Origin of the sequence: Rhodoferax saidenbachensis, from assembly GCF_031457975.1 — a bacterium.
GTDB lineage: Bacteria > Pseudomonadota > Gammaproteobacteria > Burkholderiales > Burkholderiaceae_C > Allorhodoferax > Allorhodoferax saidenbachensis_A.
This window is the reverse complement of record NZ_JAVDXO010000002.1, coordinates 1-22,770: the sequence shown is the minus strand read 5'-3', so window position 1 is coordinate 22,770 and position 22,770 is coordinate 1. Positions and strand designations below refer to the sequence as shown.

The window sequence follows — 22,770 nt, the reverse complement described above, 5'->3', positions numbered from 1 at the left end:
GCTGGGTTCAGTTGTCCTTGGGCTCTTCCTTGCGTTCCACAAGGGTTTTGCTGACCATCACGGGTTTGCCCTTGAACTGGTTGATGGCTTGCATCAACTGGAAGTCCTTGTCAGAGCCAAACTCGGGCGGGCGGCGCTCGGCCACTGGCTTGCGGGACTCTTCTTCCAATCGTTTGATGGCGTCCTCACGGGCCTTTTCGCGCGCGGGATCCTTCTTTTCCTCACCCTGGCCGCTGGTCAGGTGCTTCTCCAGGTCGGCTTCGCGCATGCGCAGGGCTGCGTAAGGGCTGCCTTCCTCGGTTTCGTCCACCATCACATCGGGCACGATGCCCTTGGCCTGGATGGAGCGTCCACTAGGGGTGTAGTAGCGCGAGGTGGTGATCTTCACTGCGGCGTTGGGGCAATCATTGAAAGAGTACCCCTGATCGAGGCACAAAGCACTTTGAACAGAGCCTTTTCCAAACGTTTGACTGCCAATAACTGTTGCGCGCTTATGGTCTTGCAATGCTCCAGCAACGATCTCACTCGCCGACGCAGAACCTTCGTTAACCAAAATGATCAAAGGGACCTTTTTAATGTCAGCAGGCAACGTTCTGAGAATATCGGCACTGTCGCGTCTCATATAGTTTTGCGCCATGGCTTTAATGACCTGTTTACTATCAGGTGTCTGCCCATTGGTTGAGACGACCACAGCATTCTCTGGCAAGAATGCGGCTGAAATGGCCACTGCCGCATTCAATAGGCCTCCAGGATCGTTGCGCAGGTCAAGAACCAATCCTTTGATCTTCGGCTCTTGTTTATAGATTTCGTTTATTTTTTTGACAAAGTCTTCGGTAGTACGTTCTTGGAATTGGCTGATGCGGATCCAGGCATAGCCGGATTCAATGACCTTGCCTCGTACCGATTGCTGCTTGATTTCTTCGCGGGTGATGGTCACCGGGAAGGTGCGGTTCTCATCCTTGCGGTAGATGGTCAGCAATACCTTGGTGTTGGGCTCGCCACGCATGCGCTTGACCGCGTCATTGAGCGACAAGCCCTTGACCACGGTATCGTCGATCTTGGTGATCAGGTCGTTGGTCTTGAGGCCAGCGCGAAAGGCTGGGGATCCTTCGATGGGCGACACGACTTTGACTAAGCCATCCTCTTGGGTGATTTCAATGCCGACTCCAATAAATCTGCCAGAAGTGCTCTCTTTGAATTCCTTGAGAGACTTCTTGTCAAAATATTGCGAATGTGGGTCTAGGCTAGACACCATGCCAGCAATGGCGTCTGCAATAAGTTTCTTTTCATCGACTGGCTCGACGTAGTTCGCTTTTACTAAGCCGAATGCAGCGGCCAATTGCTGCAGCTCTTCCAGTGGCAACGGGGCCAGTGTGTTGCGCGCAACGGTTTGCAGTGACACGGTGGTCAGTGCTCCGGCCAGTGCGCCCAAGGCAATCCAGCCCGTAATTTTCAGTTTGTGACCCATATGTATTCCTGTGCCGCACCAATATACACCTTGGAGGTCACTCTTTCGTTCCAGTTCCCCTGCAGCCCCACTATTTCAGTGGGGCTGGTGTGTCAGGCTCAGGCCTTGCCTTGGGAGGCTACGGCTGCTGCGGCCTTGGCGGCAGCTTCCGCATCACCCAGGTAGTAGTGGCGGATGGGCTTCAGGTCGGCGTCCAGCTCGTACACCAGCGGGATGCCGTTGGGGATGTTCACCCCCACGATGTCGTCATCGGAAATGTTGTCCAGGTACTTGATCAGCGCGCGGATGGAGTTGCCGTGGGCGGCCACTACGATGCGTTTGCCGGCCTTGATGGCGGGCGCCATCGATTCGTTCCAGAACGGCAGCACGCGGGCCACGGTGTCTTTCAGGCATTCGGTCAGTGGCACCTGGTCGGGCTGCAGTTTGGCGTAGCGCAGATCACCCCGCTCGCTGCGTGGGTCAGTTGCTTCCAGTGCGGGAGGCGGGGTGTCGTAGCTACGGCGCCACACCAGAACCTGGTTATCGCCGTATTGTTTAGCGGTTTCGCCCTTGTTCAGGCCTTGCAGGGCGCCGTAGTGGCGTTCGTTCAGGCGCCAGCTGTGCACCACGGGCAGCCAGGTACGGTCCATCTCGTCCAGCGTGTGCCACAGGGTGCGGGTCGCGCGCTTGAGCACACTGGTGTAGGCCACATCAAACTCGTAGCCGTCGGCCTTGAGCAGCTTGCCGGCGGTTTTTGCCTGTTCCACGCCCAGGGGTGTCAGGTCCACATCGGTCCAGCCGGTGAAGCGGTTTTCTAGGTTCCAGGTGGATTCGCCGTGGCGTACGAGAACAAGTTTGTACATGGTATGGGTCACAAATCAGTGGGGGGACCGGGCAGAGTGCCCGGCGGCGTACAGCTTGCCATTCTAAAATGGCGGGTTAGCGTGAAGTAACCAACAAGGAACAAAGTGAAATTTATTATCGACAACTGGATGCTGATTTCGATTGCCGTGGCCTCCGGTGCCCTGCTGCTGTGGCCCGTGCTGCAAGGCGCTACGCTGGCGGGTATTGCCCCCACGGCTGCCATTCAGTTGATCAACCGCGAAAAAGCGGTGGTGGTGGATGTGTCTGAGGCGACAGAGTTCGCACAAGGCCACATCGTGGGTTCCAAGAACATTCCCCTGGGTGAGCTGGAAGCCAAGCTGGCCCAGGCGGTGAAGAACAAGACCCTGCCACTCGTGCTGGTGTGTCAGACCGGTGCGCGTTCGGGCCGTGCCGTGGCCATGGCCAAGAAGCTGGGCTACGAGCAGGCCCAATCGCTGGCGGGTGGGCTGAAAGCCTGGAAAGCCGCTAATCTTCCGGTTGAAAAGGCCTAACCAGGCCCCTGCAACCTAGGTAAGAACCATGCAAGCCGTCAAGATGTACACCACCGCCGTCTGCCCCTACTGCGTGCAGGCCAAGCGCATTCTCAAATCCAAAGGGGTCGAGACCATCGAAGAAATTCGGGTGGACGCGCATCCCGAGGAGCGCATGAAGATGATGGAAGTGACCGGGCGCCGTACCGTGCCACAAATTTTCATTGGCCAAACCCATGTGGGCGGCTGTGACGATCTGATGGCGCTGGACGGTCGCGGTGAGTTGCTGCCTTTGCTGGCCGCCGCAGCCTGACATAATTCTCCCCGTTGCGAATTTGCTTCGTAAGCCCGTTTGGCACTCTGCCAGCGGGCTTTGTGTTTATCTAGAGAGACTATTGCCATGGCAGACCAAGATCCCGTTTTCCAAATCCAGCGCGTGTACCTCAAAGAGGCTTCGCTGGAGCAGCCCAATTCACCCGCCATCCTGCTGCAGCAAGAGCAGCCTTCGGTGGACATCCAGCTTGGCGTGGAAGCTGCACCCGTGGCCGAAGGCGTGTACGAGGTCAGCGTGACCGCCACCGTGACTACCAAGATCCAGGACAAGACCGTGTTTTTGGTTGAAGCCAAGCAGGCCGGTATTTTCGAGATCCGCAACCTGGCGCCTGAGCAGCTCAGCCAGATCATGGGCATTGCCTGCCCGCAAATCGTCTACCCCTACCTGCGCGGCAACGTGGCCGACCTGATTCAGCGCGGTGGTTTCCCGCCCGTGCACCTGTCGGAAATCAACTTCCAGGCCATGTACGAGCAGCAGCAGGCGGATTCCGCCGGCGCGCCAGCAGGCAGCCTGCCGCAGTAACGCCAGGGTTTGAGGTCTTTTAGGCCTCTAGCCCTCGTCGATATTGCGCGAGCAGCTATGAAAATCATAGTACTTGGAGCCGGTGCCTGGGGTACTGCGCTGGCCGTGAGCGCCGCCGCCAACCCGCAGGCCGGTCACGCGGTGACCCTATGGGCGCGCGATGCTGCGCTGGTGCAGGGCATGCGCCTGGCCCGGGTGAACCAGCGCTACCTGCCCGGTCACCCCTTGCCCGACAGCCTCTCGCTCAGCAGCCAGCCGCTGGCGGATGTGGTGGCGGGTTTGTCCGCCTTTGACATGGTGGTGGTCGCCACGCCCATGGCTGGACTGCGCGACATGCTGAGCCAGCTGGCCGGTGCGACTGTGCCGGTGGCCTGGTTGTGCAAGGGCTTTGAGGCTTCGGTGCAGGGCCAATTTGGCCTGCTGGGCCACGAGGTGCAGGCGCAGGTGGCGCCCCGGATGCAGGCCGGCGTGCTCAGCGGTCCCAGTTTTGCCCAGGAAGTGGCGTCTGGCCACCCCACGGCACTGGTGGCCGCCAGCGCCCACACCAAGGTGCGCGATGCCCTCGTAGCCGCCTTCCACAGCCCGTCCCTGCGCGTGTATGCCAACGACGATGTGGTGGGCGTGGAAGTGGGGGGCGCCGTGAAGAACGTGCTGGCCATTGCCACAGGCCTGTGCGATGGCCTACAACTGGGCCTGAATGCCCGTGCTGCGCTGATCACGCGCGGCTTGGCAGAAATCTCCCGTCTGGGCTTGGCACTGGGTGCCAAGGCCGATACCTTCATGGGCCTCAGCGGTCTGGGCGATCTGGTGCTGACTGCGACCGGCGACCTCTCGCGCAACCGCAAGGTGGGCCTGGCCCTGGCCCGAGGGCAAAGTTTGTCGGATGCCGTGAATGAATTGGGCCATGTGGCCGAGGGCGTGTACAGCGCGCGCACGGTGCTGCAGCGTGCCCAGCATCTGGGAGTGCCCATGCCCATCACCCACAGCGTGGTGGACTTGCTGGATGGCAAGCTGCAGCCCGCCCAGGCCGTGTCAGCCTTGATGGGGCGTGGGCCGGCGACCGAAGGCGCCTGAACCCGCTGCGTTTTCTCAGGCCTGGCTGGCTTTTACCTTGGCCGCAATGTGGGCCATGGCTTCTTCCACCTGGTCCACCAGCACCAGGCACAGCTCGCCGGGCTTGAGTTGGTCCATGGCGGTGTCGATGGCCAAAAACTCTCCAAATACCTCGGAACGCTTGACGGTGCGCTTGGCATGGACCAAGCCCTCGCGCAGCAGGGCAATCACTTCCCCGTCCTTGCGGCCGCGCTGGCACTGGTCCTCGAACATCACCACCTCGTCAAAGGCATCGCCCAGGATTTCGGTTTGCTGGCGGATGTCCTGGTCGCGCCGGTCGCCCGCGCCGCTGATGACCACGGCACGGCGCGTGGCGGGCATGGCCTGCACCGCCTGTACCAGCGCCAGCATGGCGTCCGGGTTGTGGCCATAGTCGGCAATCACGGTGGCTCCGCGGTAGTTGAACAGGTTGAAGCGGCCTGCTGCGTTGTGGCTGTCGTTGGAGAAGTTCGCCAAGCCCTGGCGAATCGTCGCCCAGTCCTGCCCCAGGGCCCAAGCCGCGGCCACGCTGGCCATGACGTTGTCCACCTGGAAGCCGATGGCGCCATCCAAGGTGATGGGCACATCGGCCAGCGGAATGGACTGCAGCAGGTCACCCTTGGCCGCAATCACATGGCCGCCTTCCACAAACACCACGGCATGCCCCTGGGCACGGTGCGTGGCCATGACGGGGTGGTTCTTGTCTGCGGTGAAGAAGGTGACCGAGCCCTTGCACTTGGCCGCCATGGCCGCCACGATGGGGTCGGCCGCGTTGAGCACGGCGGTGCCCGTGGGCGCCACGTTCTGCACGATGACGCGCTTGAGCACGGCCAGTTCGTTCACCGTGGTGATGTAGTTCAGGCCCAGGTGGTCGCCGCTACCGACGTTGGTGACCACGGCCACATCGCAGCGGTCAAAGGCCAGGCCTTCGCGCAGCACACCACCCCGCGCAGTTTCGAGCACGGCGGCATCCACATCGGGGTGCAGCAGCACGCTGCGTGCGCTCTTGGGGCCGCTGCAGTCGCCGGTGTCGATGGTGTCGCCGTTGACGTACACGCCATCGGTGTTGGTCATGCCCACGCGCAGCCCGCTTTGCGTCAGCAGATGCGAGATCAGCCGCACCGTGGTGGTCTTGCCGTTGGTGCCGGTCACCGCCACGATGGGGATACGGCCATCCTGGCCCTTTTTGAACATGCTGGAAATGATGGCTTCGCCCACCGCGCGGCCCTTGCCAAACGAGGGCGAGAGGTGCATGCGCAGGCCGGGGGCTGCATTCACCTCCACAATGCCACCACCCTGGTCTTCCAGCGGTTGGAGGATGCTGTCGCTCACCACGTCCACACCGCATATGTCCAGGCCCACCATGTGTGCCGCGGCAATGGCGCGCGCGGCCACTTCGGGGTGCACATCGTCGGTTACATCGGTGGCCGAGCCGCCGGTGGACAGGTTGGCGTTGTTGCGCAGGTTCACGCGCTGGCCCTTGGCAGGCACCGAATCGGCCGTCAGTCCCTGGGTGGCCAGGCAGGCATGGGCGATTTCGTCAAAACGAATTTTGGTGAGCGAGGTGGCGTGGCCTGAGCCGCGCTTGGGGTCCAGGTTGACCTGCTCCACCAACTGCGCAATGGTGTGCACGCCGTCGCCCAGCACCTTGGGCGGGTCGCGCCGGGCGGCGGCGACCAGCTTGTCGCCAACCACCAGCAGGCGGAAGTCGTTACCGGGCATGAAGCGCTCGACCAGGATGTCATCGCGGAACTCGCGGGCCGTGGTGTAAGCCTTGCGCAGTTGCGCTTCGGTGGTGATGTTCACCGTCACGCCCTTGCCCTGGTTGCCGTCATTGGGCTTCACCACCACGGGCAGGCCAATCTCTTGCGCAGCCTTCCAGGCGTCGTCCGCATCGGTGACGGCACGGCCACCGGGCACGGGCACGCCGGCCGCTGCAAGCAGCTTCTTGGTCAACTCTTTGTCTTGCGCAATGGCTTCGGCAATGGCGCTGGTAGCGTCCATTTCGGCTGCCTGGATGCGGCGCTGTTTGCTGCCCCATCCCAGGCGCACCATGCTGCCTTCGGTCATGCGGCTGTAGGGAATGCCGCGTGCCACCGCGGCATCCACGATGGAGCCGGTGCTGGGCCCCAGGCGCACGTCTTCATCCAGCTCTCGCAGTTGGTCCAGTGCGGCACGCAGGTCAAAGGGTTTGTCTTCCAGCGCGGCCTGGCACAGCTGCTGGGCCAGCGCCATGGCCAGTTTGCCGACTTCCTCTTCGCTGTACTCCACCACCACCTGGTAGATGCAGGCTTCCAGCGTGGGTGTGGTGCAGCTGAAGGTGACCGGGCAGCCCGCCTGGGCCTGTAGGCCCAGTGCCGCTAATTCGAGTACGCGCGCCATCGGGATATGGTCGTCGTGGCCGGTGGACTGGAAGGGGCTGATCTCGGGGAAGCGTGCACGCAGGCGGACTTCGAACCCTTGCAGGTTGTCGATCGAGCATTCCTCGGGGCGGCACTCCACCACCGACTGGATGGCCGTGTGGTGGCTCCACAGATTGGGGCCGCGCAGTGCGCGGATGCGGGTGACTTCCATGGTGGTGCTCAGTAGGGAGTTTTCTTGGGGCTGGAGTCAAAGGTGCGCAAACCTGCACCAATCAACTCCACGGGGATGTTTAGCGCCCAGGCGGCGGCCGTGGCGGCCATCACCAGCTCGGGCTGGGCTGCCTTGGCGGGTTTGAGCGAGGACAGGGGCAACAGCGCGATTTCTTCGGCACCCTGGGCCAGCACGATTTCGCCATTGCGCAGGAATACCACGCGTTCGCCGGCCGCCTGATGGGCTGCCAGTGCCGGTTGGGTCGCATCAATAGCATAGAAAATGACCTTGCCGTCGCACAGTTCGGCCATCTCCACGACCTGTGGGTCGCTGGCGTTGAGCACGGCGGTGCCCGTAGGCAGGATCACATCCACCTGCGTGCGGGCTACCTTGAAGGTTTGCTCGGCGTCCAAAATGTCAAAGTCTTTGAGCGAGGGCGTCCACTTGGCATCGGTCACCACGCCCACGGCGCATTTGTCGTAGGCCATGCCTTCGCCCAAAATCATCTGGCTGCTGTTTTCAAACACGGCGGCTTGCACCGAGCGGTTAATGAGCAGGCGTTGGCTGGGTTCCCAGTGCGCGCAGTCGGTGGCCAGCACCTGGCGGCCATCCAGGTACAGGCCTTCGCTGCAGGCCAGGCCCACATGTTTGCCACTGATGTGCACCAGCCAGGCCACCAGGCGCGCCAGACGGCCGGTGTTTTGCGTGCCCGTGATGCCGACCACGGGGATGCGGCCATCGGCCTCGGGAGCGAACAAATGCGCCACGATGGCCTTGCCCACGGGGCGGCTGTGGCCCTCAGCGGGCTTGATGTGCGCAAGCAGGCCGGGGCTGGCGTTGACCTCAATCACCGCGCCTTGCTGGCTGCGGATGGGTTTGGAAATGTCTTCCATCACCATGTCGATACCCGCAATGTCCAGGCCCACCACGCGGGCGGCCAGGGCGGCGATAGCTGCCACGCTGGGGTGCATCTGGTCGGTCACGTCGCAGGCCACGTTGCCATTGCGCTGGATCAGCACACGGCGGTCTTTGGCGGGCACGGATTGGGCAGTCAGGCCTACACGCTCCAGTTCCAGCGCCACTTCAGGGTTGTCGCGCAGGTCGATCAGGTTGAGGGGCGCATCCTCACCCGTGCCTCGGCGCGGGTCGGTGTTGAGCTGCTGGTCCACCAGCGTGGTCACGCTGGACACGCCATCGCCCACCACCCAGGCCGATTCGCCACGGGCCGCGGCCACCACCTGTTTGCCCACCACCAGCAGGCGGTGTTCGTTGCCAGGGATGAATTTTTCAACGATGACGCTGCCACCGCTTTGCTGCTTGGCCACGTGAAAGGCGGCCACCACACTGGTCTCGTCCATGAGTTCCAGCGAGACACCACGGCCATGGTTGCCGTCGTAGGGTTTGATGGCCACGGGCATGCCGATGTCCTGCGCGGCTTCCCAGGCGGCTTCGGGCGAATTGACCAGTGCGCCTTCGGGTACGGGCACACCACAGGACTTGAGCAGACTTTTGGTGAGGTCCTTGTCGCTGGCGATTTCTTCGGCAATGGCACTGGTCTGGTCGGTCTCGGCGGTCCAGATGCGGCGCTGCGCATGGCCATAGCCCAGCTGCACCAGGTTGCCTTCGGTCAGGCGGATCGACGGAATGCGCCGGTCGGTGGCCGCATCGACGATATTGGAGGTGCTGGGCCCCAGGCACAGGGAGTCCACCTGATCGCGCAGAGTGGTCAGTTGGGCGTCCAGGTCATAGACCGTGTCGTTGATGGCGGCCATGACCAGGTCACGCGCTACTACCAAGGCCTGGCGGCCCACTTGCTCTTGGCGGGTGCGAAACGCTACCTTGTAGATGCCGCGCTGGGAGGTCTGACGCGCCTTGCCAAAGCCGGTTTGCATGCCGGCCAGGTTTTGGATTTCCAGGGAGACATGTTCGAGGATGTGGGCGGCCCAGGTGCCTTCGCGCAGCCGCTCCAGAAAGCCACCACGCACTCCAGGGCTACAGTGGTGTTCGATCAGGCCGGGCAGCCAGGCGGTGATGCGCTCGTAGAAGCCGGGCAGGGTGTTGGAGGGGAAATCCTCCAGCTCACCAATGTCGACCCAGGCCTCGATGACGGGCCGGTAGGTCCAGATATTGGGACCGCGCAGGTAGGTCACCCGCAGAATTTCAATGTTTTTCTTGGCTGTCATGGCTTGCTGTGGAGGGGGCGGTCCACCATTGTTACGCTGTGTGCGTTGTGTATTCTCGCTCACCCGGCGTTGGCGGGGTGGGCACACTGGTGGCAGGGCGTAATATCGTCAGGCTGACGTCGGGAGGGCCCTGGGGCCTGTAATCCCCCGCATTTTTGAATAAAAACCTATCCGTTGTTGTTAATGACCACTGAAGCACTGGCTGCTCCCCTGCCGTTTGGCGAGATTTCCCCGCTGTGGCGCGACGAGGTGCAACTGCAGCTCCGATCCCAAGAGAACGTATTGGCCTCGCTGGAGGTTGACCTTGACCAGCAACTGCGCTTCGTCAAGGGCCTGGTGGTGGTCACCAACCAGCGTCTGCTAAGCCGATCGGGCTCCCAGGGCGTCTGGCAGGCCTGGGATTTGCAACCCGGCCAAAGCCTGCACCACCACGACCACGCGGGCGTGGGGCATCTGGACCTGCTGAACCCAATGGGTTTGTTGGGCACCTGGCGCTTTACGCTGGGGCAGAACCTGCAGGCGATCCGCCTGGTGGACCAATTTCAGGCGCAACTCGAAAGTACCGTGTCGGGCCGCCCCTTGGCCCAGGCGTTGACGCAGGTCTGCCCCAGCTGCAAGGCCCCGCTGGAGCCGGACCAAGAAGAGTGCCCGGTCTGTACCAAGGTGGTCCACACCCCGCCCAGCACCTGGACGCTGTTTCGCCTGTGGCGCTTTGCCAAGCCCTACCGCGGGCAATTGCTGCTGGGTTTCGTGCTGACCCTGCTGGGTACGGCGGCCAACCTGGTGCCGCCCTACCTGACCATGCCACTCATGGACAACGTGCTAATCCCGTTCCAAAACGGGCAGACTATCGACCCCATGCTGGTCACCATGTACATGGGCGGGTTGCTGGGCTCCGCGCTGGCGGCCTGGGTGCTGAGTTGGGCCAAGACCTACATCCTGGCGCTGGTGTCCGAGCGCATTGGCGCGGACCTGCGCACCACCACCTACGAACACCTGCTGCGCCTCTCGCTGGAATATTTTGGCGGCAAGCGCACGGGTGATCTGATGTCGCGCATTGGCAGCGAGAGTGACCGCATCTGCGTGTTCCTCTCGCTGCATCTTCTGGACTTTGCGACCGACGTGATCATGCTCACGATGACGGCGCTGATTCTGTTCTCCATCAATCCCTGGCTGGCCTTGGTGACGCTGGTGCCGCTGCCCTTCATCGCCTGGATGATCCACTTTGTGCGCGACCGCCTGCGTACCGGCTTCGAGAAGATTGACCGTGTCTGGGGTGAGGTGACTAACGTGCTGGCAGACACCATTCCGGGCATCCGCGTGGTCAAGGCCTTTGCGCAGGAGCGACGCGAGGCCAACCGCTTCCGCGAAGCCAACAAACACAACTTGGCGGTGAACGACCGCATCAACAAGATCTGGTCACTGTTCTCCCCCAGCGTGTCGTTTCTGACCGAACTGGGCCTGCTGGTGGTGTGGGCCTTTGGCATCTGGCAGGTGTCCAAGGGACAGATCACCGTGGGCGTGCTCACCGCCTTCATTGCCTATATCAGCCGCTTCTATGGCCGGCTGGATTCCATGAGCCGCATTGTCTCGGTCACGCAAAAGTCGGCCTCAGCGGCCAAACGCATTTTTGACATCCTGGACCATGTGTCCAGCGTACCCGAGCCCGTGAACCCCGTGCCCATGGGCAAGGTACAGGGCAGCATTGAGGTGCGCGATGTGGGCTTCCGCTACGGCAACCGCGAGGTGAACCGCGGCATCAGTCTCAAGATTGCGCCCGGCGAGATGATTGGCCTGGTGGGCCACAGCGGATCGGGCAAGAGCACGCTGGTCAACCTGATTTGCCGCTTCTACGATGTGTCCGAGGGTGCGATTCTGGTGGACGGGGTGGATATTCGTTCCTTCGCGATTTCGGACTACCGCCAGAACATTGGCCTGGTGCTGCAGGAGCCGTTTTTGTTCTTCGGCACCATTGCCGACAACATCGCCTATGGCAAGCCCGATGCCACACGGGCACAGATCATTGCTGCGGCCCGTGCCGCCCATGCGCACGAGTTCATCCTGCGCCTGCCCCAGGGCTACGACTCCATGGTGGGCGAGCGGGGTCAGGGCCTCTCGGGCGGGGAGCGCCAGCGCATCTCGATTGCGCGTGCGCTGTTGATTGACCCGCGCATTTTGATTCTGGACGAGGCCACCTCGTCGGTGGACTCCGAGACCGAGAAGGAAATCCAGAAGGCGCTGGAGAACCTGGTGCAAGGCCGCACGACCATCGCCATTGCCCACCGCTTGTCTACATTGCACCGGGCTGACCGCCTGGTGGTGCTGGACCGCGGACGGGTGGTGGAAGAGGGCACGCACGACGCGCTGATGGCGGCCGAAGGGGCCTACTTCAACCTCTACCAGGCGCAGGCGCGCAATATGGACATGGATATGGATGACGTGAAATGAGTGCTTTGACTTCCATCACCACCACGCGCTTCAGCCTGGAGCGCACATCATTTGGCAAGCTGGTGCTGACCAATGCGGCGGGCGAACGCTTTGAAGGCGTGGTGCCGGTGCGCGCCTTCCCCATCCAGTCGCCCGACGACGGCATTTCGCTGGTGAGCACTGATGGCAAAGAGGTTGCCTGGGTCGATTTATTGGCCGAGGTGCCCGAGCCCGCGCAGGGCCTGATCCGGGCTGAGCTGGCCACGCGGGAGTTCATGCCGGTGATTGAGCGCATTGTCTCGGTCACCAGCTATTCCACCCCTTGCACCTGGGCCGTGAAGACGGACCGGGGCGACACCGAGTTTGTGCTGCGTGGCGATGAAGATATCCGCCGCATTGGCAAGGAACACGCGCTGTTGATTGCCGATGCGCATGGCATTCAGTACCTGGTGCGCGACCAGTTTGCGCTGGACGCGCACAGCAAACGGGTGCTGGACCGGTTCCTGTAAACCGACCCTGTTACCTACACCTCCAGGTTGTCGATGAGTCGCGTGGTGCCCAGTCGCGCGGCGGCTAGTACTACCAGCGCATCACCGGCTTGCGGCGCTTGCAGGTCGGCCTGGCGGCGCACGGCCACATAGTCGGGCAACCAGCCCGCGCTGCGCAGGGCGTTCATGCCTTCGGCCTCCAGGCGGGCCACATCTTTCTCTCCCGCGCGCAGGGCCGCCACAATTTTCTTCAGCGTGGCGGACAGCAGCAGCGCTTCCTCGCGCTGCGCGGGGCTCAGGTAGCCATTGCGGCTGGACAGGGCCAGTCCCGCCTCGTTGCGTTGGGTTTCGCCGCCCACCACATCAATGGGCAAGGCGAATTGCTTGACCATGTTGCGGATCACCATGAGCTGCTGGTAGTCCTTCTTGCCAAACAGCGCCGTGCGCGCCTGCGTGCAGGCCAGCAGCTTCATGACGACCGTGCACACGCCAATGAAAAAACCGGGGCGGAAGTGGCCTTCCAGAATGTCGGCCAGCTCGGTGGGCGGGTGCATCTTGAAGGTCTGTGGCTGGGGGTAGAGCTCCGCCTCTTTGGGGGCGAACACGATGTCGCAGCCCGCAGCTTCCAACTGGGCACAGTCGGCCTCCAGCGTGCGCGGGTAGGTGTCAAAGTCTTCGTGCGGCGCGAACTGCAGGCGGTTGACAAAGATGGTGCTGACCGTCACGTCGCCCAGCGGCTTGGCCTGGCGCACCAGCGCCAGGTGGCCCGCATGCAGATTGCCCATGGTGGGCACCACGGCAGGGTGGCGGTATTGGTTCAGGGCCGCGCGCAGGTCGGCAATGGTGTGGAGGAGTTGCATAGGCGTGTGTTCACCAAGCGTGAAGAGAATCGTCGGGGAAACTGCCGTTCTTCACGGCGGCCACATAGGCTTCCATGGCACCGCGGATGCTGGTGGCATCAAGCATGAAGTTGCGTACGAACTTGGGGTTCTTGCCGAGGTTCACGCCCAGCATGTCGTGCAGCACCAGCACCTGGCCGGCCGTGCCCTTGCCAGCACCAATGCCAATGGTGGCGCAGTGGGGCAGTTCTTTGGTGAGTTCTGCGGACAGCGGTGCGGGCACCATTTCCAGCACCACCATGGTGGCACCAGCGTCTTGCAGCGCCAGGGCATGTTTCTTCATCTGCTCGGAGGCCACATCACCGCGGCCCTGCACACGGTAGCCGCCCAGGGCATGCACGGTTTGTGGCGTCAGGCCCAGGTGGGCGCAGACGGGAATGCCGCGTTCCACCAAAAAGTGCACCACCTCGGTGGTCCAGCCGCCGCCCTCTAACTTGACCATGTGGGCGCCGGCCTGCATGAGCACGCTGGCGCTGCGGATGGCTTGTTCCTTGGATTCCTGGTAGCTGCCAAACGGCAGGTCACCAATCAGCCAGGCGGTGCCCTGGGCGCGGCGCAGGCCGCGTGCCACGCTTTCGGTGTGGTAGGCCATGTCTTGCAGGCTCACGCCCACGGTGCTGTGCAGCCCCTGGCAGACCATGCCCAGCGAGTCACCGACCAGAATGCATTCGACACCTGCGGCATCGGCTACGGCGGCAAAGGTGGCGTCGTAGGCGGTGAGCATGGTGATTTTTTCGCCGCGCGTGTGCATTTCCTGGATGCGTGGCAGGCTGATGGGTTTGCGCGTCGCCATGGGCGAGGCCGGGGGCAGTGTGCCGTAGGGGGACGCAGCGGCAGACGCATTGCCAGCAGGTTCTTGGGCCATGGGAGGGGACTCCATCAACAGGGTTGGGGTGCTTGCGGCCCGAATACTAACCGCATCGCGCGGCAGGGGCTTTTTGGGAGATCAGGTCGGCGAGTACGCCAGGCGCACGTAAATCGGGGCAAATGCCTCGGCCTGGGTGATCTCGATCAGGGTTTCCTTGGCCAGCTCCAGCAGGGCGATGAAGGTCACCACCAGCACGGGCGACCCCTGGCTGGGGTCGAACAGGTCTTCAAAACCGACAAAGCGGCGACCTTGCAGGCGTTTGAGCACGATGCTCATGTGCTCACGCACCGAGAGCTCTTCGCGGCTGATCTTGTGGTGCTGTACCAGCTTGGCCCGTTTGAGGATGTCGCGCCAGGCCTCTTGCAGGTCCACCAGGTGCACGTCGGGGAAGCGCGGCTGCAGGCTTTGCTCGATAAACACCTCGGCCTTCAGGAAATCTCGGCCAAATTGGGGGATAGCGTTCAGGCGGGCCGCGGCCAGCTTCATCTGCTCGTATTCCAGCAGGCGGCGTACCAGCTCGGCGCGTGGGTCTTCGGCCTCTTCGCCCTCGGCCACCTTTTTGGGCGGCAGCAGCATGCGTGACTTGATCTCAATCAGCATCGCCGCCATCAGCAGGTACTCGGCCGCCAGCTCCAGGTTGTGCTTGCGGATCTGGTCCACGTAGACCAGATACTGCTTGGTCACGCTGAGCATCGGGATGTCCAGAATATTGAAGTTCTGCTTGCGGATCAGGTACAGCAGCAAGTCCAGCGGGCCTTCGAAGGCCTCCAGAAACACCTCCAGCGCGTCTGGCGGGATGTACAAATCCTGTGGCATCGCAAACAGCGGCTCGCCGTACAGGCGCGCCAGCGCCACCCGGTCTACCACCTCGGGCATGACCGCAATGGCGGCAGTATCCGTGCCGCTATCCGCAGGGGTGGTACTCATGGCTTGCTATGGATTTGAGAGCTACCCGCGCAATATTTACGGGGGCTTGAGGCCAATTTGATAATTATTTGGCGTCAGTTTGGTAGACGTAGGGCTTTTGCTCCACGCGGGCCTCACCGTATTCCTTCACCGCGTTGCGGTCGATCTTCTTGTCCCACAGCAGGGCGCGGCCCTGGCGCTGCTCGGCTTCCAGTGTGGGCTTGGCCACTTTCAGGTGGTCAATGAACTGGGTGACTTCGGATTGGTAATCGGGGCGGCGGAAAATGCTCATGGGGGTGTCCTCGTTGCAGCCATTTTAGCTGCGGCGCAACAAGCCCTGGGGCCCTGACTGGCCCCGCCAATGCCGTTATCCTTGCCGTCCTATGACCTATTTCGACTTTAGCCCTACCGAGATTGCCACCCTGGCCCAGGCCGATGTGGCCCGTGCCCTGCTGGAGGACGTGGGGGCTGGTGACCTGACCGCAGCCCTTATCGACCCCACGCGCCGCGCCCGCGCCCGCGTGCTGGCGCGCGAGTCGGCGGTTATCTGCGGCGAAGCCTGGGCCACCGCGGCGGTGCGGGCGCTGGACCCCAGCGCCGCCATCGTCTGGCATGTGCGCGAAGGCCAGCGCTGCTATGGCGACCAGGTGGTGATGGAGATCGAGGGCAACGCCCAGGCGCTGCTGACGGCCGAACGCACGGCGCTGAATTTTTTGCAGCTGCTGAGCGCCGTGGCCACCAAGACTGCCACTTTTGTCAGCGCGGTCGAATCGGTACCCGGCAACCGCGCCGCCATTGTGGACACGCGCAAAACCCTGCCCGGCCTGCGCTTGGCGCAGAAGTACGCAGTGCGCGCGGGCGGCGGTACCAACCACCGCATCGGCCTGTTTGACGCCGTGCTGATCAAGGAAAACCATATCGCCGCGGCCGGTGGGGTTACCGCCGCACTGCAGCGCGCCAACCAGCTGGCCCAAAGTGCCAAGTTCATCGAGGTGGAGGTGGAAACCCTGGAGCAGCTGCGCGAGGCGCTGGACTGCGGCGCCAAGATGGTGCTGCTGGACAACATGACGCTGGCGCACCTGGTGCAGGCTGTGGCGCTGAACGCTGGGCGTGCGATTCTGGAAGTGTCGGGTGGCGTGAGCCTGGACACCGTGCGTGCCATTGCCGCCACGGGTGTGGACCGCATCTCCATCGGTGGGCTGACCAAAGACGTGAAGGCCACCGACTTCTCCATGCGCTTTGAGGAGCTGTGATGTCTGCCACCGATGTAATTGACGTCGAATACGAGCAACCCGCCTGCAGCACCCAGCACGCCTGGGCGCGCGTGCCGGTGGAGCCCACGCCCGCGCAGCGCGTGGCGCTGAAGGACAGGATCAAGCGCCTGCTCAAGGAAAAGAATGCAGTGATGGTGTCGCACTACTATGTGCACCCGGACCTGCAGGACTTGGCCGAGGAAACGGGTGGCTTGGTGAGTGACTCGCTGGAGATGGCCCGCTTTGGCCGTGACCATAGCGCCCAGACGCTGGTGGTCTCGGGCGTGAAGTTCATGGGAGAGACCAGCAAGATTTTGTCGCCGCACAAGACCGTGCTGATGCCCGACCTGGACGCCACGTGTTCGCTGGACCTGGGCTGCCCCATCACCGAATTCAATGCGTTTTGCGACGCCCACCCGGACCGCACGGTGGTGGTCTACGCCAACACCAGCGCCGAGGTGAAAGCCCGCGCCGATTGGCTGGTGACCAGCAGCTGTGCACTCGACATCGTGCGTGCGCTCAAGGACAAGGGCCAGAAAATTCTGTGGGCACCTGACAAGCACCTGGGCGGCTACATCCAGCGCGAGACCGGCGCCGACATGGTGTTCTGGGAAGGCGCCTGCATCGTGCACGACGAGTTCAAGGCCTTTGAGCTGGAAGCGCTGATGAAGGAACACCCCCAGGCCAAAGTGCTGGTGCACCCGGAATCGCCCAAAGAGATTGTGGCCCTGGCCCATGCCGTGGGCTCCACCAGCGGCATTCTCAAGGCCGCGCAGACGCTGGAGGCGGATACCTTCATCGTCGCCACCGACAACGGCATGCTGCACAAGCTGCGCACGCTCAACCCGACCAAGACCTTCATCGAAGCCCCCACGGCCGGCAACAGCGCCACCTGCAAGAGCTGCGCCCATTGCCCGTGGATGGCCATGAACGGCCTGGCTGGCGTGGCCATGGTGCTGGAGCATGGCATCAACGAAATTAAGGTGAACCCGACCCTCATCGAACGCGCGCGCCTGCCCATCGACCGCATGCTGGCCTTCACTGCAGCGCTGAAGAATGGCCAACCCGTGGGCGGGCTGATTCCGAATATTGGCGCGGCGTAACACCGAAGTCTTCCCATGCGTACTCCCTTCATCATGTTGGTGGCATGGCTGGCGACTGCAACCGTGGCCAGCGCGGCGCTGCCGCAAGAGGGCGACGGCAGCCGGCTACTGGTCGGACGCTGGACCTGGACGCGCGCAGACGTCGCCTGCACCGAGGTGTATGACTACCGCGCCGATGGCACTTACAGCGCGCTCAGCGGTGCAGAGAAGACCGAGAGCCGCTACACCATCGCCGCCAAGCCCAACGCCCAAGGTTTTTACAGGCTCGATGCCGAGGTTGTGAAGGACTACGGAGGCCAGGACTGCGCCCAGTCCAGCAGCGACGATACCGGACTCCGGTTCACCAACTACCTGTTCTTTGCACCGTCGGGCCGCCAGTACTGGGCGTGCTACAGCGAATCGAAGGACGACTGCTTTGGCCCGCTGAACCGCGTGGATGCCGACAAGAAGAAATAAGCCGGTACCCCCAGCCGGTGCCTGGGCATTCACAGTCGGGTAATCTCAGCGTTTTAAGCCCCTAGCCCCCACGGAATATGCGTGAGTAGCTATCAAAATCAGAGCAAAAGGACGCACCATGACCGATCTGTCGACCTTCCCCATCACCGCCAAATGGCCCGCCCAGCACCCGGACCGCCTGTAGCTGTACTCCCTGCCCACGCCCAACGGCGTGAAGGTGAGCATTGCGCTGGAAGAACTGGGCCTGCCTTACGAGCCGCACCTGGTGAGCTTCCAGACCAACGACCAGCTCAGCCCCGAATTCATCTCGCTGAACCCCAACAACAAGATCCCCGCCATCATCGACCCCAACGGTCCCGGCGGCCAGCCGCTGCCGCTGTTCGAGTCGGGTGCCATCCTGATCTATCTGGCGGAGAAGACGGGCCAGCTCATGTCCAAAGACCCCGCCAAGCGCTACGAGACCATCCAGTGGGTGATGTTCCAGATGGGTGGCATTGGCCCCATGTTCGGCCAGGTGGGTTTCTTCCACAAATTTGCCGGCAAGGACTTTGAAGACAAGCGCCCGCGCGATCGCTACATTGACGAAAGCAAGCGCCTGCTGGCCGTGCTGGATAAGCGCCTGGCAGGTCGCCAGTGGATGATGGGGGACGACTACAGCATTGCCGATATCGCCATTTTCCCCTGGGTGCGCAACCTGATTGGCTTCTACGGTGCGGGAGACCTGGTGGGCTTTGCCAACTTCCCCGAAGTAGCGCGCGTGCTGGCAGCCTTTGTGGCGCGGCCCGCAGTGGTCAAGGGTCTGACGATTCCGTCCTAACCAGGCTCAGGCATCATTGCGTTGCAGGGAGGCGGTGGGCCATTCCACCGGACTGCGGAAAGGTGGCCGTGAGTTTCATGGAAGCAGATGTATCTGAGGTTGCGAGTTTTTCGATTGCAAGGCAGCACATCGTGGACGCCGACAAGTCCATCGTGGGCTACGAGCTGTTCAACCGCACCCAGGGCGAGCGGGAGCACACCCTGGCCAGTGACGTGTCGCTGGTGCTCAACGTCATGGCGCAGAGCGGAACCAAACTGGTCAATGCCCAGGCCGACTTGTTCCTCAACGTCACGCACGAGAGCCTGACCGGCTCGCACTGGGACTTTCTGGTGCCCCAGCGCACCATCATCGAAGTGCCGCCCGTGGCACAGCATGACCCTGCCACCATTGAAGAGTCGCGGCTCAAGCTGATGACGCTGCGCAAGCGCGGTTTCCGGCTGGCCTTCAGCCACACGGTGGTGGCGCCGGTCTACAAGTCCTGGCAGGGCATTGCTGACTTTGTGAAGGTGGACGTGCGTGCCATCGACCCTGCCAAGCTCAAGCCACTGGTGGACGCGATCCAGAACCGCACCGGCGCCATTGCCGTGGCCGAGAAGGTGGAGAGTGCCGCGCAGTTTGAGATTTGCCGCGACATGGGGTTTCACTTTTTTCAGGGCTACTGGTTCTCACGGCCCGAGGTGGTGAAGTCGCAAGTGGTCAGCCCCAGCCAGGCCAGCGCGGCCCACCTGTTCAGCAAGCTTCGCAGCGAAGCCGATGTGGACGAGGTGGAACTGGCCATCAAGAAGGACGCCGCACTGGGCTTCAACCTGCTGCGCCTGATCAATTCTGCCGGCCTGGGCCTGCGCACCAAGATCACCTCCATCCGCCAGGCCGTGATGCTGCTGGGCAACGAGCGGCTGCAGCGCTGGGCCGCCATGCTGATGACGGCCGGCGTGGACGGCAAGCCCACGCTGGCGGGCAATATGGCCGTGGTGCGCGCCAAGATGATGGAGTTGCTGGGGGCCAAAACCTTGTCACCCGAAGAGCTGGAAGAGGCTTTCCTCATCGGCCTGTTCTCGCTGCTGGACCGCATGCTGGGCTGCACGCTGGCCGAAGCTGTGTCCATGTTGGGACTGGACGGTGCCATTACCGAGGCGCTGCTCAAAGGCACCGGCAAGTACATGGACCTGCTGGCCATGGCCATTGCCTGCGAGATGGAAGACGCCACCGTGTTTGCCGAGGCCGCCCAGCGCCTGGGCCTGTCGTACCGCGATATCAACGTGGCCCAGATGGAAGCCATCATTTGGGCGGACGCGGTGTACCAATAGAACCGGGATACCGCATGCACTTTGCCACGATCGGTGCCGGGGTGGCAGGCTTGGCCAGCGCTATTGCATTGCGCCAAGCTGGTCACTCCGTTTCCGTGTACGAGCGGGCCCCCGCCATCCGCAGCCTGGGCGCGGGCATCGTGAGCTGGCCCAATGCCAGCTGGGTGCTCGACATGCTGGGCGTGTGGGAGGCCCTGCGCCCGCACGGCACACGCGTGCACGCCATGCAGCGCTACACCTCTGGTGGTGAATGGCTGGGCTGCATCGATGTGCGTGTCATTGACGCGGCCATGGGCCACGCCAGCATGGCCATCCTGCGCCACGACCTGATGCATGCGCTGCTGGCGCGCGCGCTGGAACTGGGCGTGGTGCTGCACTACGGCCAGCGCCTGCGCGATGTGGTTGCGCTGGAAGAGGCCGGGGCGGGGGCTACGCAGCTGATCTTTGAGAATGGCGCGACGGTACAGCCGGACTGGGTGCTGGGCACTGAGGGCCGCATGCGCTCGCGTTGCCGGGCCTTTGTGCTGGGGTCGGAAGACGCTGCCCGCCCGGTGTACCAGGGCTTTGTGAACTGGATCGGCATTTGTGAAACGGCGGAGCCGGTGTTTGAGCCCGGGGCCGTGCTGGACTATTGGGGTACGGGCGAGCGCTTTGGCGTGGTGGCCCTGTCACCGCAGCGGGCCTACTGGGCGGGCGGTGCCGCAGCGCCCTTGGGCCAAGCGGAGCCTGCGCACTACCGGACGGAACTGACCCGGCGTTTTGCCCACTGGCCCGCGCCCGTGCAGCAGGCGCTGGCGGGCACGCCTGACGGCGGCATCCACCAGATCTTTTTGCACGACCACGACCCCACGCCGCAGTGGCAGCGCGCCAATGTGCTGTTGCTGGGTGATGCAGCGCACGCACCGCTGCCGACCTCCGGCCAGGGCGCCTGCCAGGCGCTGGAAGATGCGTGGCACCTGGCGCAGTGTGTGCAGGCGCAGGGCGACGATGTGCCGCAGGCCTGGCAGCAATTTGCGGCGTTGCGCCAGCCCAAGACAGCGGGCATCACCCTGGCGGGCCGCCATCTGGCGCGCGGTATTTTTCACACACCGGCTGCGGGCATTGCGCAGCGCAACCGCGTGGCGCGTGAGACGGACTACGCGGCCATGGCTGCGGGCATGGCGCAAGGTTGGAGCCAAGGCTTGCCCTTGAGTCCCGTGGCCGCTTAAGCGCCTGGGCTTCAGCGTGGCGCCAGGTGCACGCCGGCCAGCATGCAGCGCACCGAACCACCGGCCAGTTCAATGGTCGGCACGCTGAGCGGCACCAGGCGCACGCTGTGTTCCAGCACTTGGATCTGCTGTGGCTGCAAGCTGGCCAGCGCGCGGCTGGACAGGGCCAGCAGGCGCTCTCGGCCATTGCTGAGCTCCAGCGCGTTACCGGCAAACTCGCCAATCTGCGCGGCGCTGAGCGCCACGACCTCACGCCCAGTGTCTTCCAGCCGCTGCCGTACTTCGGCGCGGCGTGCGGTGTCAGGAATCAGATCCAAGCCAACCAGCGCAAAGTCAGTTGCCACGCACATCAGCACATTGGTGTGGTACACGGCGCGGCCCTGTGCGTCCACCGCGTCAAAGGCCATGGGCTCGTAGTTGAAATGGGTGGCAAAGCGTTCCAGCGCAATCGCGTTGGCGCGGTTGCTGCGCGCGGTGTAGGCCACGCGCGCCACATGGTCCAGCACCATGGCGCCGGTGCCTTCCAGAAACAGGCCATCGGGTTCCAGGCCCGAGTAGTCGATCACATCCTGCACGCGGTACTGCGCTTTGAGCATCTCGATCACGTCCACGCGCCGCTCCAGCCGCCGGTTGGGCGAGTACATGGGGTACAGCGCCACATGGCCGCCCGCGTGGGTGGAAAACCAGTTGTTGGGGAACACGGCATCGGGTGTGCGGCCGGGGTGTTCGTCCTCAAACAAGTGCACCTGCACGCCATGCCGCTGCAGGGTGCGTGCGGCCTCGGTGACTTCGGCATAGGCCTGCTGTGCCACCTCATCGGCCTGGCGAGCTGCATCGCTGCGCTGGAAGGCGTTGTCGGCCGCGGTTTGCGGATTGGGCGTGAAGTGGTGGGGGCGCACCATGACCACGGCGCGGGGGGCTTGGGGGAAGACGCGGTGTTGCATGGCGCCATTGTTCGGCGGGGTGCCGCCAGACAGAAGTGCACAAATCTGGCAAAAAGATTGGCTGATGGAACAAAATGCCATTTGTCTCTGGCATTGTGAAAGAAGCCCCATGGACAACACCGACCGCCCTGCAGAGCACCAGCGCGCGATGGGACACCGCGGCGGAGTTACGCGCCGATTCGCTGGACGCGTTTGACGCGGTGTTGCGCACCATCCGCCAGATCGACGGCATTGCCACCACCGAAACCAGCCTGCTGCTCTCTACGTACAAGTAAAAAGTGCTGCTAGCTCGCGTGGAATGTGCGTGGAAAGCTCCTGAATTGATAGCAATTCAGGAGCGATTCCGATTCAATCTTCAACAAACGCCTCTTCGCGCTTGGCCTTGATGGAAGGCATCAGCACCACGACCAGCAGCAGCACGGCCGCGGCCAGCAAACTGGCTGACAGCGGACGCGTGAGGAACACGCTCCAGTCCCCGCGGGACAGCAACAGCGCACGGCGCAAATACTCTTCCATCATCGGGCCCAAGATAAAGCCCAGCAGCAGCGGAGCAGGTTCTGTGCCCAGCTTGATGAACAGGTAGCCGA

General features: G+C 63.0%; 20 protein-coding genes and 3 pseudogenes. 13 read left to right on the top strand and 10 right to left on the bottom strand.

Features of this window, described 5'->3' with window-relative positions:
- Nucleotides 1–7: 7 nt before the first annotated feature.
- Complete coding sequence (locus J2X15_RS04175; protein WP_310339748.1) at nt 8–1,468, bottom strand: S41 family peptidase; 1,461 nt, start codon at nt 1,466–1,468, stop codon at nt 8–10.
- 98 nt (nt 1,469–1,566) lie between these two features.
- Nucleotides 1,567–2,310 carry a 2,3-diphosphoglycerate-dependent phosphoglycerate mutase gene (gene gpmA, locus J2X15_RS04170; protein ID WP_310339746.1) on the bottom strand — a complete coding sequence of 248 codons (744 nt, stop codon included), beginning with the start codon at nt 2,308–2,310 and terminating at the stop codon, nt 1,567–1,569.
- Between the two features lie 105 nt (nt 2,311–2,415).
- On the opposite strand from gpmA, the gene J2X15_RS04165 reads away from it, so the two are divergent.
- The 4 genes from J2X15_RS04165 to J2X15_RS04150 all read left to right on the top strand — a co-directional run bounded on the left by J2X15_RS04165 (nt 2,416) and on the right by J2X15_RS04150 (nt 4,732).
- A complete protein-coding gene (locus J2X15_RS04165; protein ID WP_310339744.1) occupies nt 2,416–2,823 on the top strand; it encodes a rhodanese-like domain-containing protein in 408 nt (135 codons plus the stop codon).
- 28 nt (nt 2,824–2,851) lie between these two features.
- Nucleotides 2,852–3,115 carry a glutaredoxin 3 gene (gene grxC, locus J2X15_RS04160; RefSeq protein WP_310339743.1) on the top strand — a complete coding sequence of 88 codons (264 nt, stop codon included), beginning with the start codon at nt 2,852–2,854 and terminating at the stop codon, nt 3,113–3,115.
- A gap of 87 nt (nt 3,116–3,202) precedes the next feature.
- A complete protein-coding gene (secB, locus tag J2X15_RS04155; protein ID WP_310339742.1) occupies nt 3,203–3,658 on the top strand; it encodes a protein-export chaperone SecB in 456 nt (151 codons plus the stop codon).
- Nucleotides 3,659–3,715: 57 nt separating this feature from the next.
- A complete protein-coding gene (locus tag J2X15_RS04150; RefSeq protein WP_310339741.1) occupies nt 3,716–4,732 on the top strand; it encodes an NAD(P)H-dependent glycerol-3-phosphate dehydrogenase in 1,017 nt (338 codons plus the stop codon).
- A gap of 15 nt (nt 4,733–4,747) precedes the next feature.
- Here J2X15_RS04150 and cphA read toward each other — a convergent pair whose 3' ends face one another.
- Both cphA and J2X15_RS04140 read right to left on the bottom strand, forming a co-directional pair.
- Nucleotides 4,748–7,324 carry a cyanophycin synthetase gene (gene cphA, locus J2X15_RS04145; protein WP_310339739.1) on the bottom strand — a complete coding sequence of 859 codons (2,577 nt, stop codon included), beginning with the start codon at nt 7,322–7,324 and terminating at the stop codon, nt 4,748–4,750.
- Between the two features lie 8 nt (nt 7,325–7,332).
- Complete coding sequence (locus J2X15_RS04140) at nt 7,333–9,507, bottom strand: cyanophycin synthetase (RefSeq protein WP_310339737.1); 2,175 nt, start codon at nt 9,505–9,507, stop codon at nt 7,333–7,335.
- A 183-nt stretch (nt 9,508–9,690) separates the two neighbouring features.
- Here J2X15_RS04140 and J2X15_RS04135 point away from each other — a divergent pair, with 183 nt between their 5' ends.
- Both J2X15_RS04135 and J2X15_RS04130 read left to right on the top strand, forming a co-directional pair.
- On the top strand, nt 9,691–11,955 hold the full coding sequence (locus J2X15_RS04135) for a cyanophycin metabolism-associated ABC transporter (RefSeq protein ID WP_310339736.1): 2,265 nt from the start codon (nt 9,691–9,693) through the stop codon (nt 11,953–11,955).
- Entirely contained in the window at nt 11,952–12,443 is a 492-nt protein-coding gene (locus J2X15_RS04130; protein WP_310339734.1) for a cyanophycin metabolism-associated DUF1854 family protein, read from the top strand. The genes J2X15_RS04135 and J2X15_RS04130 overlap by 4 nt, the downstream gene beginning before the upstream one ends.
- 14 nt (nt 12,444–12,457) lie before the next feature.
- Here the strand turns inward: J2X15_RS04130 and panC are convergent, their stop codons facing one another.
- The 4 genes from panC to J2X15_RS04110 all read right to left on the bottom strand — a co-directional run bounded on the left by panC (nt 12,458) and on the right by J2X15_RS04110 (nt 15,387).
- Nucleotides 12,458–13,282: a pantoate--beta-alanine ligase gene (gene panC, locus J2X15_RS04125; protein ID WP_310339733.1), complete on the bottom strand. Its 825-nt coding sequence runs from the start codon at nt 13,280–13,282 to the stop codon at nt 12,458–12,460.
- A 10-nt stretch (nt 13,283–13,292) separates the two neighbouring features.
- Nucleotides 13,293–14,186, bottom strand: coding sequence for a 3-methyl-2-oxobutanoate hydroxymethyltransferase (gene panB / locus J2X15_RS04120; protein ID WP_310339731.1), 894 nt, complete (start codon nt 14,184–14,186; stop codon nt 13,293–13,295).
- Between the two features lie 81 nt (nt 14,187–14,267).
- Nucleotides 14,268–15,116, bottom strand: a complete 849-nt coding sequence (locus J2X15_RS04115; RefSeq protein WP_310339729.1) for a segregation and condensation protein A — start codon at nt 15,114–15,116, stop codon at nt 14,268–14,270.
- 64 nt (nt 15,117–15,180) lie between these two features.
- Nucleotides 15,181–15,387 carry a DUF3460 family protein gene (locus J2X15_RS04110; protein WP_310339728.1) on the bottom strand — a complete coding sequence of 69 codons (207 nt, stop codon included), beginning with the start codon at nt 15,385–15,387 and terminating at the stop codon, nt 15,181–15,183.
- A 91-nt stretch (nt 15,388–15,478) separates the two neighbouring features.
- Here J2X15_RS04110 and nadC point away from each other — a divergent pair, with 91 nt between their 5' ends.
- The 6 genes and pseudogenes from nadC (at nt 15,479) to J2X15_RS04080 (ending at nt 21,239) form a co-directional block, all read left to right on the top strand.
- Nucleotides 15,479–16,348, top strand: coding sequence for a carboxylating nicotinate-nucleotide diphosphorylase (nadC, locus tag J2X15_RS04105; protein ID WP_310339727.1), 870 nt, complete (start codon nt 15,479–15,481; stop codon nt 16,346–16,348).
- Nucleotides 16,348–17,451 carry a quinolinate synthase NadA gene (nadA, locus tag J2X15_RS04100; protein ID WP_310339725.1) on the top strand — a complete coding sequence of 368 codons (1,104 nt, stop codon included), beginning with the start codon at nt 16,348–16,350 and terminating at the stop codon, nt 17,449–17,451. The genes nadC and nadA overlap by 1 nt, the downstream gene beginning before the upstream one ends.
- Nucleotides 17,452–17,466: 15 nt before the next feature.
- On the top strand, nt 17,467–17,907 hold the full coding sequence (locus J2X15_RS04095) for a hypothetical protein (RefSeq protein ID WP_310339723.1): 441 nt from the start codon (nt 17,467–17,469) through the stop codon (nt 17,905–17,907).
- Between the two features lie 118 nt (nt 17,908–18,025).
- A pseudogene (locus J2X15_RS04090) lies at nt 18,026–18,724 on the top strand (glutathione S-transferase N-terminal domain-containing protein).
- Nucleotides 18,725–18,801: 77 nt separating this feature from the next.
- Nucleotides 18,802–20,031: an EAL and HDOD domain-containing protein gene (locus J2X15_RS04085; RefSeq protein WP_310339722.1), complete on the top strand. Its 1,230-nt coding sequence runs from the start codon at nt 18,802–18,804 to the stop codon at nt 20,029–20,031.
- A gap of 14 nt (nt 20,032–20,045) precedes the next feature.
- Nucleotides 20,046–21,239: an FAD-dependent monooxygenase gene (locus tag J2X15_RS04080; protein ID WP_310339721.1), complete on the top strand. Its 1,194-nt coding sequence runs from the start codon at nt 20,046–20,048 to the stop codon at nt 21,237–21,239.
- Nucleotides 21,240–21,250: 11 nt separating this feature from the next.
- On the opposite strand, the gene ctlX is transcribed toward J2X15_RS04080, so the two are convergent.
- Complete coding sequence (gene ctlX / locus J2X15_RS04075) at nt 21,251–22,183, bottom strand: citrulline utilization hydrolase CtlX (protein ID WP_310339719.1); 933 nt, start codon at nt 22,181–22,183, stop codon at nt 21,251–21,253.
- A 125-nt stretch (nt 22,184–22,308) separates the two neighbouring features.
- Here ctlX and J2X15_RS04070 point away from each other — a divergent pair.
- Nucleotides 22,309–22,458: pseudogene (locus tag J2X15_RS04070) on the top strand (Lrp/AsnC ligand binding domain-containing protein); the annotation flags it as partial.
- A gap of 73 nt (nt 22,459–22,531) precedes the next feature.
- Here J2X15_RS04070 and J2X15_RS04065 read toward each other — a convergent pair.
- A pseudogene (locus tag J2X15_RS04065) lies at nt 22,532–22,770 on the bottom strand (tripartite tricarboxylate transporter permease); the annotation flags it as partial.

What these genes read in the sequence shown, in the direction of transcription:
- J2X15_RS04135 (WP_310339736.1), top strand. Translation starts at nt 9,691, where the DNA reads ATGACCACTGAAGCACTGGCTGCTCCCCTGCCGTTTGGCGAGATTTCC.
- grxC (WP_310339743.1), top strand. Translation starts at nt 2,852, where the DNA reads ATGCAAGCCGTCAAGATGTACACCACCGCCGTCTGCCCCTACTGCGTG.
- J2X15_RS04080 (WP_310339721.1), top strand. Translation starts at nt 20,046, where the DNA reads ATGCACTTTGCCACGATCGGTGCCGGGGTGGCAGGCTTGGCCAGCGCT.
- ctlX (WP_310339719.1), bottom strand. Translation starts at nt 22,183, where the DNA reads ATGCAACACCGCGTCTTCCCCCAAGCCCCCCGCGCCGTGGTCATGGTG.
- nadC (WP_310339727.1), top strand. Translation starts at nt 15,479, where the DNA reads ATGACCTATTTCGACTTTAGCCCTACCGAGATTGCCACCCTGGCCCAG.
- panC (WP_310339733.1), bottom strand. Translation starts at nt 13,282, where the DNA reads ATGCAACTCCTCCACACCATTGCCGACCTGCGCGCGGCCCTGAACCAA.
- J2X15_RS04130 (WP_310339734.1), top strand. Translation starts at nt 11,952, where the DNA reads ATGAGTGCTTTGACTTCCATCACCACCACGCGCTTCAGCCTGGAGCGC.
- panB (WP_310339731.1), bottom strand. Translation starts at nt 14,186, where the DNA reads ATGGCCCAAGAACCTGCTGGCAATGCGTCTGCCGCTGCGTCCCCCTAC.
- nadA (WP_310339725.1), top strand. Translation starts at nt 16,348, where the DNA reads ATGTCTGCCACCGATGTAATTGACGTCGAATACGAGCAACCCGCCTGC.
- J2X15_RS04085 (WP_310339722.1), top strand. Translation starts at nt 18,802, where the DNA reads ATGGAAGCAGATGTATCTGAGGTTGCGAGTTTTTCGATTGCAAGGCAG.
- J2X15_RS04110 (WP_310339728.1), bottom strand. Translation starts at nt 15,387, where the DNA reads ATGAGCATTTTCCGCCGCCCCGATTACCAATCCGAAGTCACCCAGTTC.
- J2X15_RS04175 (WP_310339748.1), bottom strand. Translation starts at nt 1,468, where the DNA reads ATGGGTCACAAACTGAAAATTACGGGCTGGATTGCCTTGGGCGCACTG.
- J2X15_RS04095 (WP_310339723.1), top strand. Translation starts at nt 17,467, where the DNA reads ATGCGTACTCCCTTCATCATGTTGGTGGCATGGCTGGCGACTGCAACC.
- secB (WP_310339742.1), top strand. Translation starts at nt 3,203, where the DNA reads ATGGCAGACCAAGATCCCGTTTTCCAAATCCAGCGCGTGTACCTCAAA.
- cphA (WP_310339739.1), bottom strand. Translation starts at nt 7,324, where the DNA reads ATGGAAGTCACCCGCATCCGCGCACTGCGCGGCCCCAATCTGTGGAGC.
- gpmA (WP_310339746.1), bottom strand. Translation starts at nt 2,310, where the DNA reads ATGTACAAACTTGTTCTCGTACGCCACGGCGAATCCACCTGGAACCTA.
- J2X15_RS04150 (WP_310339741.1), top strand. Translation starts at nt 3,716, where the DNA reads ATGAAAATCATAGTACTTGGAGCCGGTGCCTGGGGTACTGCGCTGGCC.
- J2X15_RS04115 (WP_310339729.1), bottom strand. Translation starts at nt 15,116, where the DNA reads ATGAGTACCACCCCTGCGGATAGCGGCACGGATACTGCCGCCATTGCG.
- J2X15_RS04140 (WP_310339737.1), bottom strand. Translation starts at nt 9,507, where the DNA reads ATGACAGCCAAGAAAAACATTGAAATTCTGCGGGTGACCTACCTGCGC.